This window comes from Phycisphaeraceae bacterium (assembly GCA_015709595.1).
Classification (GTDB): Bacteria; Planctomycetota; Phycisphaerae; order Phycisphaerales; family SM1A02; genus CAADGA01.
This window is the reverse complement of the sequence record CP054178.1, coordinates 3,068,262-3,081,940: the sequence shown is the minus strand read 5'-3', so window position 1 is coordinate 3,081,940 and position 13,679 is coordinate 3,068,262. Positions and strand designations below refer to the sequence as shown.

The 13,679-nt window shown below is 67.7% G+C and carries 16 protein-coding genes and 1 tRNA gene; 5 read left to right on the top strand and 12 right to left on the bottom strand.

What is annotated here, in order from left to right; all coding sequences use genetic code 11:
• Nucleotides 1-10: 10 nt before the first annotated feature.
• The 11 genes from HRU76_13045 to rsmA form a co-directional block, all read right to left on the bottom strand.
• Nucleotides 11-1,699, bottom strand: coding sequence for a DEAD/DEAH box helicase family protein (locus HRU76_13045; protein ID QOJ18457.1), 1,689 nt, complete (start codon nucleotides 1,697-1,699; stop codon nucleotides 11-13).
• Entirely contained in the window at nucleotides 1,696-1,974 is a 279-nt protein-coding gene (locus HRU76_13040; GenBank protein QOJ18456.1) for a hypothetical protein, read from the bottom strand. The genes HRU76_13045 and HRU76_13040 overlap by 4 nt, the downstream gene beginning before the upstream one ends.
• Entirely contained in the window at nucleotides 1,971-2,351 is a 381-nt protein-coding gene (locus HRU76_13035) for a RusA family crossover junction endodeoxyribonuclease (GenBank protein QOJ19192.1), read from the bottom strand. The genes HRU76_13040 and HRU76_13035 overlap by 4 nt, the downstream gene beginning before the upstream one ends.
• On the bottom strand, nucleotides 2,348-2,824 hold the full coding sequence (locus HRU76_13030) for a DUF669 domain-containing protein (protein QOJ18455.1): 477 nt from the start codon (nucleotides 2,822-2,824) through the stop codon (nucleotides 2,348-2,350). The genes HRU76_13035 and HRU76_13030 overlap by 4 nt, the downstream gene beginning before the upstream one ends.
• A gap of 14 nt (nucleotides 2,825-2,838) precedes the next feature.
• On the bottom strand, nucleotides 2,839-3,663 hold the full coding sequence (locus tag HRU76_13025; protein ID QOJ18454.1) for an ATP-binding protein: 825 nt from the start codon (nucleotides 3,661-3,663) through the stop codon (nucleotides 2,839-2,841).
• A 104-nt stretch (nucleotides 3,664-3,767) separates the two neighbouring features.
• Complete coding sequence (locus tag HRU76_13020) at nucleotides 3,768-4,181, bottom strand: DUF1580 domain-containing protein (GenBank protein ID QOJ18453.1); 414 nt, start codon at nucleotides 4,179-4,181, stop codon at nucleotides 3,768-3,770.
• 220 nt (nucleotides 4,182-4,401) lie between these two features.
• A complete protein-coding gene (locus HRU76_13015; protein ID QOJ18452.1) occupies nucleotides 4,402-5,319 on the bottom strand; it encodes a hypothetical protein in 918 nt (305 codons plus the stop codon).
• 23 nt (nucleotides 5,320-5,342) lie between these two features.
• Entirely contained in the window at nucleotides 5,343-6,698 is a 1,356-nt protein-coding gene (locus HRU76_13010) for a tyrosine-type recombinase/integrase (protein ID QOJ18451.1), read from the bottom strand.
• 117 nt (nucleotides 6,699-6,815) lie between these two features.
• Nucleotides 6,816-6,889, bottom strand: a tRNA-Asp gene (locus tag HRU76_13005).
• A 399-nt stretch (nucleotides 6,890-7,288) separates the two neighbouring features.
• Entirely contained in the window at nucleotides 7,289-8,182 is an 894-nt protein-coding gene (locus HRU76_13000) for an MTAP family purine nucleoside phosphorylase (protein ID QOJ18450.1), read from the bottom strand.
• Between the two features lie 42 nt (nucleotides 8,183-8,224).
• Nucleotides 8,225-9,100, bottom strand: coding sequence for a ribosomal RNA small subunit methyltransferase A (gene rsmA, locus HRU76_12995; GenBank protein QOJ18449.1), 876 nt, complete (start codon nucleotides 9,098-9,100; stop codon nucleotides 8,225-8,227).
• Between the two features lie 85 nt (nucleotides 9,101-9,185).
• On the opposite strand from rsmA, the gene HRU76_12990 reads away from it, so the two are divergent.
• From HRU76_12990 to HRU76_12980, 3 genes are all read left to right on the top strand, one after another.
• The gene (locus HRU76_12990; GenBank protein QOJ18448.1) at nucleotides 9,186-10,133 is read left to right on the top strand and encodes a hypothetical protein; all 948 of its coding nucleotides are present in this window, start codon (nucleotides 9,186-9,188) and stop codon (nucleotides 10,131-10,133) included.
• Between the two features lie 100 nt (nucleotides 10,134-10,233).
• A complete protein-coding gene (locus HRU76_12985; protein QOJ18447.1) occupies nucleotides 10,234-10,641 on the top strand; it encodes a hypothetical protein in 408 nt (135 codons plus the stop codon).
• Between the two features lie 116 nt (nucleotides 10,642-10,757).
• Nucleotides 10,758-11,030: a hypothetical protein gene (locus HRU76_12980; protein QOJ18446.1), complete on the top strand. Its 273-nt coding sequence runs from the start codon at nucleotides 10,758-10,760 to the stop codon at nucleotides 11,028-11,030.
• Between the two features lie 11 nt (nucleotides 11,031-11,041).
• Here HRU76_12980 and HRU76_12975 read toward each other — a convergent pair whose 3' ends face one another.
• Nucleotides 11,042-11,914 (bottom strand): HAD hydrolase family protein, encoded by an 873-nt coding sequence (locus HRU76_12975; GenBank protein ID QOJ18445.1) that lies wholly within the window; start codon nucleotides 11,912-11,914, stop codon nucleotides 11,042-11,044.
• 428 nt (nucleotides 11,915-12,342) lie between these two features.
• Between HRU76_12975 and HRU76_12970 the strand changes: the two genes are divergently transcribed.
• Nucleotides 12,343-12,837, top strand: coding sequence for a hypothetical protein (locus HRU76_12970; GenBank protein QOJ18444.1), 495 nt, complete (start codon nucleotides 12,343-12,345; stop codon nucleotides 12,835-12,837).
• 62 nt (nucleotides 12,838-12,899) lie between these two features.
• Nucleotides 12,900-13,679 (top strand): hypothetical protein, encoded by a 780-nt coding sequence (locus tag HRU76_12965; GenBank protein ID QOJ18443.1) that lies wholly within the window; start codon nucleotides 12,900-12,902, stop codon nucleotides 13,677-13,679.

The following is a 13,679-nucleotide window of genomic DNA, read 5'->3' as shown; positions in this document are numbered from 1 at the left end:
GTGCTCCTGTTCAGAAGGGGATTTCGTCGTCTGGGATGCCGTACGTGGTGCTAGCGGGCGCGTACTCGGGCAGGCCTTCGTCGCCCTCAAGCCGAGGCGGCTTATCGCCGAGGCGGTGCGCCACCACCCGCTCGAACTGCTCGCCCGCCTTCTTCTCGACGGTGATGGAGAGCGTCGAGGCGAGCGCCCCGGCCCGCGCGAGCTCGACCGCCTCCTCGGTGCCGCCGGGAACGGGCTCGACCGACCGCGCCCGCCACCACGCTTCGGCCTTCGTCCGCGCGTACCCGGTGTGGTTGAAGCAGACCCACTCGCGGAAGTAGCGGTTGAAGCCGACGCGGTACTCGACACGCATCGTCAGCGGCGCGTCGGGGTCCCCGCGCTTGATGTGAACGTGGTACGTCGTCTCGCTGACGTGGTGCTCCTCGCGCGTGGTCTGGCCGCTGAGGATGCCCTCGGTGCTGGCCTGCGCCTCGTGCTTCTGCTTGTTGGGCTCGGGAAACTGGTGTCCGCACTCCGGGCACGTCTGGTAGCCCGCCGCGATGAGCGCGTGACACTGCGGGCACTCCTTCGCCGGCGCTTCGCCCTCGCCACGGTCGTCGGTGGCGATGCGGATCGCGTCCACCGGGCCGTGCCGGAGCACGTTGCCGCCGAAGTCGAGCACGAGGCAGTCGGCCTTGCCGGGGTGCAGGCGGAAGCCGCGCCCGACCATCTGGTAGTACAGCCCGGGCGACATGGTCGGCCGCACCAGCGCCACACAGTCGATGTGCGGCGCGTCGAAGCCGGTGGTGAGCACGTTGACGTTGCAGAGGTACTTCAGCGCCCCCGAGCGGAACCGGTCGAGGATGCTGCTCCGCACGCCCGCGGGTGTGTCACCGGACACGAACCCGCACTCGACTCCGTGCTTGGATTTCAGCACCTCCACGATGTGCTGCCCGTGCCGGATGCCCGACGAGAAGATCAGCGTGGCGGAACGGCTTTTGGTGTGCTCGACGATCTCGGCGCACGCGCCCTCGACCAGGGCGTCGCTGTCCATGAGGTCCTCGACCTCGCTGGCGACGAACTCGCCGGCGCGAACGTGCAGGTCCTCGGTGCTGACTTTCTGGAGTCCCGCCTTGGTGCGCAGCGGCGACAGGAAGCCCTGCACGATCAGCTCGCGAACGCCGACCTCGTAGCAGACGTGGTTGAGGATGTTGCCCGGCTCGCAGATCGGCCCCGACTTCATGCGGAACGGCGTCGCCGTCAGGCCGATCACCCGCGCGAGCGGGTTCACGACCTTGGCGTCGGCGATGAACTGGCGGTACATCCCCTCGCCATCGGGCGGGATCAGGTGCGCTTCGTCCACGATGAGCAGGTCCACCGGCCCGAGGTCGCACGCCCGCTGGTAGATGGACTGGATGCCGGCGATAGTGACGGCGTAGCCGAGGTCCTTGCGCTTCAGGCCAGCTGAGTAGATGCCCACGGGCACGTCGGGCGCGATGGTGCTGAGCTTGTCCGCCGCCTGCTCCAGGAGCTCCTTGACGTGGGCCAGGATGACCACGCGCCCGGTCCACGGCCCGACCGCGTCGCGGCAGATGGTGGCGATGACGGGCGTCTTGCCGCCCCCGGTGGGAATCACCACGCAGGGGTTGTCGTCGCGGGTCCGCAGGTGCTCGTACACCGCGGCCACGGCTTCGGATTGGTAGGGACGCAGTTGCATCACGCGCCCGATCCCGCTCGGCGGCGAAGGAAGCGACCGCCGGCCTGCGCAAGGGTCTCCTCGTTGACGTTCCTGGCGTTCGCGTTACTGAGCAGGTGCGCGGCGACCTCGACCTCGGACAGATCGAGCTGCCGGAGCACGCACGACAGACAGAACGCAATCCCGCTCGCGAGGCCGTCGCTCTCCGGGCCCTCGGTCTTGAGCGATCCGACCGTGGTCACCTGCTCTTCGCCAAACTCAATCGTGACTCGACGCCACCTGTCAGTCCGCGTGTTCATGCGTGTGCTCCTGTTTTGCCGGACATCTGCGCGATGGCCACCAGCACCTTGCCGCCCGGCGTCACCGGGCCGCGTTCAACAACCAACCGGTCGATCTGCGAGTCGTCGCGGTACGCACCGCCCTTCGCCAGCGCGTCGAGCAGCGCCTTCTGCACGTTGTCCAGGTCGCGCCGGCGGTGATCGGGCGGGCAGACGGTGACCCTCACCGCGAGCCGACCGTTCATCCGCTCGACCTTCATCGCCGCGAGGGCGGCGCACACGTCCTTGCGGTAGCGCCGGCCCTCGCGGCTGATGACGGTCCTCGGCCCCACGCGCCGCCAGATGTGGTTCACACTCGGCGGGTACGGGAGCACGAGGACGCGGCCACTTGCGCTCAACGTTTCCACGGCGGCGTGCTCCCCGGGCCGACGCCTGCGGGCACGCGAGCGCCCGCAGCGCCCCCGCCCCCGTTCCCGCCCTTCTTGGCGTATCCCTTGATCACATTGGTGAACTCGCCGTTGTCGTCGCGCTTCTTCAGCCCGACGTTGATCTCCAGCGGGATGTTGTGGAGTTCGACCGAGTCCTTCGGGGCCATGACGCCGACGGCGCGGCAGATCGCGGACAGTTCGCCCCGCGCGATCTTCACCGTCATCTCGCTCTTGTTCTCCAGGTTGAGCCGCGCCCAGACCAGGCGGCCCTTGTGATCGCCGTCGACGATCTGGAAGGTCAGCTGGAGGTACTTCCCGCCGCCGGCCTTGGTCGGCTTCATCTCCGTCTCGGTGATGACGGCGATGTACTTGCCCGCGGGGATCGGGTCGAGGGCGACGGAGGGGTCCACGTTGTTCGCGTCGAAGTTGTTCAGGTTCGCCATGGGTCAGAGTCCTTTCAGTTGGTTGCGACCGCGCCCTCGCTGGGCGCGGCGTCGGTGTTCTGGGTGGGGGTGATCGGGGCGGCCTCACCGCGCGAGGCGGCGACGTGCTCCGCAAAGACGCGGTAGTCGAGCGGCAACTCCTCGGGCAGGTTCAGGCGGTTCTTGGCGACGTGCGCCGGCCGCTCGACGGTGCGGATGATCCGCTCCCCCGTGCCGACGCCGTTGTGCTTGGCCTTGTTGAACGCCTCGTCCACCTTGACGGTGAGAACCTTGTACGTGGCGAAGAGCACCTCATCGGCCCATTCCTGCACGAGCGCTGACGCGAGTTTGTGCAGCCGGGGCGAGTAGCGGTCGTAGGGAACCGTCTCGGGGTTCTCGAACTTTTCAATCTTGGCGTGCGCGATGACGATCACCGTCATGCCACGGTCACTGCGGAGGGCGTCGAGCGCGCCGAGCACCGTCCGCCACTTCTCGATGGCAAAGGCGTACCCCTTCGCGTACCCGATCTTCTCGATGCTCTCGGCCTGCTCGTCCTCGCAGACCTCCTGCCAGATGAGCCGTTCGAGCCAGTCCAGCGAGTCGATGACGACAGTTCTGTATCCGTGCTCGCCGGAGTACAGGGACTCGAGCGCGGCCATCACATCGCCGAGCGACTTGGCCAACGGGAACGACTCGCAGTCGATGTCGCCGAGGCCGTCCTCGGTCGGGATGAAGATCGGATTCTCGGCCATCGCGCCGAACGTGCTCTTGCCGATCCCATGCGTGCCGTACAGCATCACACGGCGGGGCTTGGGCCTGCGACCCTTGGTGATTTGGTTCATCAGGGTGTTCGTGGTCATGTGGTCTCCATCAGGAATGAGGTCTTGCGGAAAGATGTCGCGGACGTAATCGCCTTGGCCGAGCCGCACGAGCGGCGGGCCGGTCGAGAGAGGAAACGTGGTGCTCACAGGCCCGCCTCCTCGAGTTCTCGCTCTGCCTGGTCGTGGCGACGGCGGGCCTCATCGCGCGCGGTTCCGCGTGAACGCCCGCTACGGCGGGGCGATGTGGGAGGAGCACTGACCTCCGTGGCCTGTTCGCCACGCTCGAAGTGGGCAGCGTCCGCCTCGGCAAGTGCGAGGCCAAAGGCGCTCAGCCATTGGCGCGTGGTGTAGATGCGGGAGCCGAAGCGCACGTGCTTGAGCCGCACGCGCTGGCCGGACGCAGCCTTGACGCCCTCGCGGCACCACCGCCACACGCAGTTGGGCGAAGGTCGGCCCGGGGCGAGTTTCGCCGCCTGCGAGAGCGTGATATGCTCTTCCGCAGCAGGTGCCTCATCGTTCCCGTCCGTCGCCTTACCGATTGAGTCTTGCTGGAACACGTGGAACTCCTCGCTCGTCTGACCCGGCCCTCACGGGGCTCGGGCTGCTTGCGACGGGGGAAGAATCCACGCTGTTTTGCGGCCGTAACTCGGTAACTCGAGTTACCGCGCGGCCCACCAACGACAACGGCCCTCCCGCGATGGGAGGGCCGTTCACGACAATCAGAATTCCTCCGAGATTCCGTTGTGGGTAACTCGGGATGCGACGGAGCGAGTGCCCTTAGCCATTGAACTTCGCAAAGGGCAAGAATGCCTCACCAGTCTGAGAGGCATGACGTCGCACTCGCTCAATGACCGACCGCAGGTCAGACGCGCCGCCTAGCACCGCGTAGATGTGTGCGTGGTCGAGCAGCAACAACGGTGTTCGCGGACCCGAGCCTGCCGAGATCGCGGCCGAGGAGTACCCAGCCATTGAAATCATGATGCCCATCGTGTTGTCGGCCTTCGTCTCGACCTTTCGGCGGAAGACGTCAACATCCGGCGCGCCCGCTTGTTCCATCGTGAACTTGAGCTCGACAAGATATGTGGTGCCGTTGTGCGAGAGCGACCCGTCGATCTGTCGATCCTCGTGCTTGTACGGGCGTCGGGCATCAACCTCTGAGAACTGAACAAGGTCAAAGAACCAGTCCTCAAAGTCGTAACCGGACTTCTGCGTGCCAAGACTGCCCGTCAGCTCGTCCAGCCGCTGCTTCAACTTCGCAAGGGACTGCTGTGAACGAGCCGCCCGAGCGCGTTCGGCGGCGTATCGCTCCCGGGCTTCAATTCGCTGCCTCTCCTGGCGAACGCGCTCGGCCTCGTCCGTCTGATAGTGACGCAAGGCATTGACCGCTTCTACCGCCTGTCTGGTCTTCTGTTCGGTATCCTCCCATCCCTGCAGGTCCGGGAATGTGACCTGCTCAGCCAGCTCTCGTCCCAGTTGACGAAGGACCGCCGGCCCCTTGTCGGTCGACCGGAGTCGCTCAAAGAGTCGATCGAGAAAGTCCCGCTTCGACTCCTCCTGATGCCAGGAGGCGACGAAGTTCTCGGAGATCCCGCAGCTCCGAAGGAACTTCGCAAGCGCCCGCTTTCGCCAGAACGAGGCGAGCAACGCAGAGTAGATCAAGTCCTCATGGTGCGCGGTGATCTCCCGAGTCGGCATGCTGAATACTACTGCGGATCGCTCTATCCCACCCGCCGCATGATCTCGGCCACCTTCGACTGATCGCGCTCGGCATACACCGCATCCGTGACGCGGGCGCTCGCGTGCCCGAGCACGAGGGCCGACGCCTCCAAGCCGTGCTCCCGCCGGTAGAGGGTCGCGGCCGTGTGGCGGAGCTGGTACGGGAACCACCGGTGCTCCTTGCGCCAGGCGTCGAGGTCGGCCTTCAGTCCCGTCTCCAACAGGCGCTTCCGCCACGCCTCCCTCGTCTCGTCGTCCCGCTTGGCCAGCGGCGGTGGCGGCGGGAAGGCTACGTCGCAAGCGTACTGCACCGCCCGGTAGTACGCCCGCGCGTCGTAGCGCTCACCCGCCGCCTTCTTCGGCTCGTCCTTGCGGTTCGTCCCGGCACGGTTGCCGCACGAGAGGGGCGTCGTGCGGGCCGCCGCCCGGGACGCGCGGCGTTCGGCGTCCGCCTCCGCGGGGCAGAAGAGGTACGCGCCCGGCGGGCGGTCCATGAACCGCTCCAGCACGGCCTGCGCCTTGGGGCCGAGGAAGAGCACTCGGTCGTGCCCCATGTACTGCGTCTTGTGCCGTTCGGGGCGGACCACCCAGACCCCGTCGCCGCTCGATGTGTCGATGTCGCACAGCCGCAGACTGAGCACCTCGTCGGGCCGGGCTCCGGTGAGCAACTGCAACCGCACAGCCGCGGCGACCGGGCTGGCCATGTACGGCAGCGTCTTCTCGACCACCTCGACCGGGACGGGCTTGACGACCCGCCCAGCCCGCGCCCCGCAGCGCCCGGGCTTGAGCGGGTCCACCGCCAGCAGCTCCACTCTCACGCTCGCGGAGACGATCTCCTGCGACGCCGCCCACTTGAAGAGCCGGCACAGTCGCCGCACCTGCGCGTTGGTGTAGGTGACGCCCCAGCCCCGACGGCCGCTCTCCTCGTCGTCGCGGATCATCTCGTCGCGGAGCCGCTGTAGCCGCCGCGGCCCGAACGCGGAAGCGGGCGTCGAGCCGTACGAGCGCCGAAGGAGCCGGATGAGGGCCTTGAAGTGACCCTGCTCGTTCGCGTTGAACTGCGGTGCACGCATCCGCCAGAAGCGGGCGCACAGCTCGGAGATGGTAATGCCGCCCGAGCCGTCCGCCCCGTCGTCGCCGCCCGGCCCGCCAGCAGCGGGCTTCTCGAAGTCAGGGTCGATCAGGCGGCGGGCGTTGGCCTCCCACTCGGCGACGACGCGGTGGTACAGCTCGCGGCTCTCGGGCGAGCCGTACTCGCCCAGCCAGTAATCCCGCCGCCGTTTGGTCCCGGCGTCGGTCAGGGTGACGATGGCCTGGTTGCGGTCGTGGCGCTTGCGATAGCCCGGGGTCTTCGGCACGGGGGCACCTCCCGAAACTCCAGCGCGGTGCGCGCACCGCGCGGAAATCGTTTCGAGCTGCGCCCCCGACCTTCGGGGGGTACCCGTAACCTACGGGTTCAGCAAGGTTTATCGAAGCGAGGCGGACGGGACTCGAACCCGCAACCACCGGATCGACAGTCCGGCACTCTAACCAATTGAGCTACCGCCCCGAGATGTGCTGAATCAGCGGTCGATTGTACGCCACGTCGGACGTGCCGGCGAGGTGTGAACAATGTAGCCCGGTCGATCGGAAGGTCAAGGGAGGATGGGGCGTCTACCGGGCGGTCGCACCCCCAATCCCGAATCCCGAACACTCCGGATCACGATCCAACGACACCGGAGGGTTTCGAAAGAGGCGGCGGCATCGACAAGCGGAACCCCTGGAGCATCTCGCCGTACTTTGATCGGAGTCCTCATGCATCGTTTCCGGCCAAGAAACGCCCTCACCCCGACTCTCTCCCGCTGGGAGAAGGCGGCCGCCGACGACATCGAACGCGATCAAACGACCCCCGGCCCTCTCCCGGTGAGAGCGGAATCTGCTCCGAGATTCCAACCGAGCAGCCCATTCGTCACGGAACATACCGCCCCCAGAGCGGCCGCAGACGCTCGACTTCCTCGCGGGGGATCTTCGCCTTGTCCGACCAGATCGCCAGCCGCAGCGCGTCGTGGGCCGCGCTGGGACGCTCCCGCAGGATTGTCACGTCGCTCAACGCCGCACGGATGAGCGCGATGGACGCATCCACGGCTCGGCGGAGGTTGCCGATGATCTCCTCCAGCAGCGACCCCCCCGCGTGGTCGCCGCGGGGTCGCCAGCAGTCGTAGTCGGTGGGCAGAGCGATGAGGGCGTAGGCCATTTCCGCCTCGCGCGCCAGCCGGGCTTCGGGCAGGGCGGTCATGCCCACCACATCCGCCCCCCACAGCCGGTGCATGTTCGACTCCGCCCGCGTGGAGAATGCCGGTCCCTCCATGCACACATAGGTGCCCCGGTCATGCACGGTCACGTCGTCGAGCGACTGGGCGGCCTCCTTGAGCCACGCCCGCATCACGTGGCAGAAGGGATCGGCGAATTCCACGTGAACCGCCGCCCGCTCGTAGAACGTGCGTGCTCGCCCGTTGGTGCGGTCGATTAGCTGGTCGCACAGCACCAGGTGCCCGGGCTCGATCGCCTCGCGCAATGAGCCGGTCGCCCCCGACGCGATGATGTGCGTACACCCCAGTTGCTTGAGCGCGAAGATGTTGGCCCGCGACGGCACGGCAGCGGGGTTGATGATGTGACCGGCGCCATGCCGCGCGAGAAGAGCGACGGGCGCCTCGCCGAACGATCCGAGCGTGATGACCCCGCTGGGCTTGCCGAAGGGCGTGTCGGGAAAGTGCTCACCGGTCACGCGGGCCTCGACGCCGCCCAGCAGGGCCTCGCCCAGCCCGCTGCCGCCGATGATGCCGATTCGGAGATCCTGGGTCATGGTCGAAGTGTAACCACGGATGAACACGGATGGACATGGATATCAACGGGCCACGACCCGCCACAACGCCACCGCCTGGGCCGGCGTCAGCGCCTCCGGACGCAGGTCGGGCGTGACGCCCTCCGGCCAGTCGGCACGATCGCGCCCGAGGATCGTGCCCAACTGCTTGCGCCGCTTGGTGAACAGACCTGTCACGAACTTCGACAGCGACCGCGCTTCATCCGGCGTGAGCGTCGCTCCCGGTTCCACCGGCGGCTGATGGCTGACGGCTGACGGCTTCTCTTCTCCCCTCCGCCTCACCCCCACCATCGCGCTTGTCACCTCGGGCGCGGGCCAGAAGCAGGTAGGCGGCAGCGTGGCGATCACCTCCACCGCCGCCAGCATCTGGGCCATGATGGCGAGCGGCCCGTACTGCTTCGTGCCCGGCTTCGCGACCAGCCGCTCGGCGACTTCCTTCTGGATCGTTATGAACAACGCGCGGCATTCCGGGTGATCCACCAGCAGGTTCATCATCAGCGGTGTCGCGGCGTTGTAGGGCAGATTGGCGACAAGGGTGAAGGATCGCCCGGCAAGGGCGGCGGCGATCGCGGGGTTGAGCGCGTACTTGCCGTCGAGGCAGTCGCCCTCGATGAGCGTGAGCGAGCCGCCGAGATGCCGCGCCAGCCGCTCGCGGATGATCGCGACCATGTCGGCGTCGAGTTCCACGGCGACAACCGTCAGACCGCGCTCCAGCATCGCCTCGGTGAGCGCGCCCGTGCCGGGGCCGACCTCGAGCACGAGTTCGCCCGCCGCGACGCCCGCCGCGTCAATCAACTTGCGGATGAGATTCTGATCGTGCAGAAAGTTCTGCCCGAGCCGATGCTTGGGCGTGATGCCCCTGGCCGCCAGCATGGCCCGGATGTCGGAGAGCGTCTGCATCCGGGCAAGCATACGGGCGTATCGCCACGCGGACGGCAGTCGCGCCCGGACGGTGGTCGCGCGGCATCGCTACACTGCCTCCCGCATGGTTGACTGGCTGCTTCTCGCTATCCACGCCGTTGCCGCCGCCCTGCTGGTGCGAACGGTGATCCGCTCGGTCGCGCCCGCTTTGGCGAGCCCGGCGATGTCGCACGGATCGGCCAGAGGGCTGATGACCGACCTGTGGCTACCGATCGTGCTGATCGGTCCGTTGATCGCCCTGGCCGCACGGCCCGTGGCAGATGTACCGTGGTGGAGCGGTCGTACCGTCGCGCCAGCCGTCGGGTTCGCCCTGCTGGCGGTCGGGGCGGTTGCATTGGGCGTCTCGCGGCGGCTGTCGCTGCGCGGGGCGCTCTTCCCCCTGCTCATGCTCGCGCTCGTCGGCGCGGTGACGCTGCTGCTGGCATCGGCCAACCGGCTGTCGATCGGCGTCGGGCAGACGCTCTTCGCCTCCGCGGTGGTGCTGCTGTGGGTCAACACCCCCCGCGTGCCGCCCCACGGGTCTGAGCCGCACGTGCCCGGCGGACTGCTGGTGATTCTGATCCTCTCAGCCGCGCAGGCCGCCCTGACGGCTCTGATGCGGACTGACGAACCGCTCCGACTCGCCACGGGCGTCGTCGTCCTGCAAGGGGCGATGACGCTGGGCATCCTCGCCAGGCACAGCCCGCTGGCGACGCTCTCGATCGGCGCATGGGCGGCCGTCTACGGCGCGATGCTGTGCGTGGGCATGGTGTCCGTGGCCCGGCTGGTGCGGGCGACGTGGTTCTCCGCAGGCGGGTCCGACGGTGACGACCGGATCCTGCAGGCCGCCTCGTTCGGCGTGGCGACCGGCTTCGCCCACCTTGCCATCGAAGGGTCGCTGCTGATTCTGGCGGCGCTCGGGGTGGCTGGAGCGACTCACCTGCGGGGAGCGCCGCGGATCGTGCTGGGCCTCGCCGCACTGGTCACTGGCGGCGCACTGATCGGTTGGCGTCTGAGCGCCACGCCGACCTGAATATGCACAGAACGCGGCGGGCAGACCGATATCTTCAACCGCGGGACGCCAGACGGATCAGCGTCATCGACGCGCCGCGTCTGCGACCTACAGTGTCTTCATGGCCGACGAGGTGCAACCACCCATGCTTACCGCCAACCGACGCAGCGTGCTGCCGACCACGCGCCGGTCCGTCACGCACAAGTTCGCCATCGCCGGACACGAGGGATACCTGACAGTCGGGCTGTTCGAGAACGGCCAGCCGGGTGAGATCTTCATCAAGATGAGCAAGGAGGGCTCCACGCTCTCCGGCCTGATCCAGGGATTCTGCCGGGCCTTTTCCATCGCCCTGCAGTACGGCCTGCCCCTGCAGGACGCCTGCGACCGCTTCCGCGGCATGCGCTTCGAGCCGATGGGGCCGACGAGCAATCCCTCGATTCCCGAGACGACGAGCATTCTCGACTACGTGGCTCGATACCTGGAGCTTCGTTTCATCCGCGATCGCGATCAGATGCGATTCGAGGTCTGACGCGAGACGCTCGCCGCATGCCACGGCCGTGTCGGCCGTGCGGGAGGGGGCGGACATATCCTCGTGAGGATCAGGGCGCATTCCGTCAAACGCGCGCTCGACCCCTATCATCCGCCGTGGAGGCCGATCCGTCACTCTGTCACCGCTGCGGCGCGCTGCTTCGGACGGGGCGCGGCGAGTTCTGGGTGGTCGCCATCGACGCGGTCGCCGACCCCTCGCCGCCAGACGGGGATGATCCGGCGGAGGACGAAGGGGACGGCATCGCCTCGCTCGTGGAGTCGATGCGCGATCTGTCGGAGCGGGAGCTGATGGATCAGGTTCACCGGCACGTGCGGCTGACCCTGTGCAACCGCTGCTTCACGCGCTGGATCGAGCGGCCCACTGGTTGAGAGAATGCGGATTACCACGCGCCGTGCAAGAGACGCTCGATGGCGTAGGCCACGCCGTCGCGGTCGTGATCCGGCGCGTGACGGTCGGCCGCGTCGCGCACGCGCGGGTCGGCGTTGCCCATGGCGACGCCCAGTCCCGCCTGCCGAACCATGCGCACATCATTCAGCCCGTCGCCGATGGCCGCGATGCGCTCGGGCGGCACGCCCCGCTGGGCGGCGTACTCCGCAAGCATGGTCCACTTGTCCACGCGCGGGTTGAACACCTCCAGCAGGTGCGTGGCGGCGCCGACCGCCTGCGATTCTGTGACGGCGGCCCAGTGTTGCATGAAGACCTGGTCGCCCAGGTCCTCGCGCAGTTCGTCCACCACGCGCTGCAGCGAACCCGACACCGCCACTGTGCCGCAGCGCAGCGTCTCGTCAGGGTGGTCATCGAGTTCCACAGACTCGGCGAATCTGGCCCGCACGGGAAAGGAGCGAAACCACCACTGTGTGGCCGGGTCGAGTTCGCCCTCGCCCACGATGAAGTAGTCGTAGCCCGATCGGGGGCCGTCCTTGAGCAGGTGGGCGAGGTGGCCGTGACGAATCAACGACCTCGCGATGCGGACGGTGAGCGTGGGGTCCATCACGTGACGCCGCAGGGTGGCGCCGTCCTCGGACCGATTGAGGGTGGCCCCGCCCGCGCCGATGAACACCCCCTCGTGCCTGATGTCGTGGAGGACATGTCGCGATTCGACCCATGCACGGCCCGTGGCGATGATGACCTCGATGCCGGCATCGCGGGCGGCTTGCAGCGCGCGGCGATTGGCCGAAGACACGCCGCCGTCGCGCCCCAGCAGCGTGCCATCGAGGTCGATCGCGAGCAGGTCGTAGCGGGGTCGGGTCATCGCCGCGGCGCCCGCGGGACGGACTCGAAGAGACGATCTCGCATCAACAGGACCAGATCGTGCTGAAAAGCCAGCGCCGCAATCCCGGCATCGTCGGCGGGGTTGGGCGTGCTGCGGCGGCCAAGGTCGGCGCGAATCACGGGACCAACCGTGCGAATGCTGTGTTGGACGTGATCTCCGCGGTCCATACGGGCAGCGTATCGCCCGGAGAAGGCGTGTCAAACCCTCGCCCGTCGCCGCCATCGCGTGAGCCCTGTGCTAGCATGGCGCCCGTGACGGATTCAGACCCATCGGAACAGACGGGTGGAAATACGATCGCGGGCGACCGTGTTGCACATGTCACGAAAGCCCCCCGAGGGACAACGGTCCTGCGAATCGGCCTGCTGGTGGGAACGTCGATCGCCGTTGGCCTCATCAACGCAGCGCCGATGGCGGCCCACCAGGGGCTGTTCTCTCAGCCGGGCTTGATGCGTCTGGTGATCGGGGGACTGTGCGGCCTAATTCTCTCGCCGCCGTTCTGCCTCGCGGGGTGGGGTCTGTCGATTCGTTTCACCACCCCGCTGGTGACGCTTCCTCCCCTCAGTCTGGGGCTCGTCGCCGCCGGGGTCCGACTCTTCGGCATGGATGAGACGTTTTTCTTCACTCAACTACCGGCGATTCACTTCATGCTGCTGCCGGTCGCGGTCATGGGACTCCGAATCCGCCGGCCGGTCACCCCGCACCTCTGTCCCAACTGCGGCTACGACCGGCGCGGCCAGCCGCGAGGCGTGTGCTCCGAATGCGGCGTTGATCCCGGCGACAGTTCATCCCGCGCTCGCTCCATCATCGCCGCCCCGTGGCGGCTGGCGTCCTTCTTCGTGCTGTTCATCGCCTCGTCGGTCGTCCAGTACCGCTTCGTCACGTTTCTGCTCTCTCTCGGTTGAATGAAACCCGACCCCCCGCTCTCCCAATCACCGAATGGCAACCCGCCGTTGGGAGACGCATCATGCCTGGTTGGAACCCCCCCGCCGCCGTTCGCCGGGTCGCGCAGGCCGCGAACCCTGGCTTCACGCGTCGCCAGTGGGCTTTGGGCGGCTCGTGGTTCTTCATTGGCGCCAGCATCTTTGGGCTGGTCTGGATCGCCCTGAGCGGCGGCCAGGGCCGCGTCTTCGGGCTGGAGTCCGCGGGCGTCGATCACACCGTGTGGGGGCTGACCTATGCCGGCTGGCTGGGAACGGCCCTGCTGTGGACGCAGATCGCCGCCGTCATCACCGCGACGGTGATGACGCTGCTGCCCGTCCGCCGTTTCCGGCGCCTCGGTCACGCGGTCCTCATCGGCTGGGCGTCGTGGTGGACGCTGGGCACGCTATATCTTGCCTCCATCTCACCCGTCGGCTTCGGACTGCAAGGCCTGCTGATGACGTGTCTCCTGGGCTGCACGATCGCTCGCGCGTGGATGTCGCGCGATGCCGGTCATGCCCCTGCTTCGTCCGGCGCCGATCCGGCGAAGTCGTTCCCCGCGCCCCCATCGTCCCATGCCGATGCAAGCGACGCCAGCGCCTCCCGCTCATCCGCAACCGCCGTTCCGGGCTGGCGCGATCGACTGAACCGAGCCAGTGAAACCACCACGAACGCCGTCCGCGATTCGGCTCACGCCGTCTGGCATCGCGGCCTGCCCGCCGCCCGGAAGGCAACCGTGAGCGTGTGGCAGCGACTGCGCCAGGGGTTCAGCGATGAAACACGCGCGGCGACACGCGCCACGGTCGATCCTCGCATCCGGGCATGA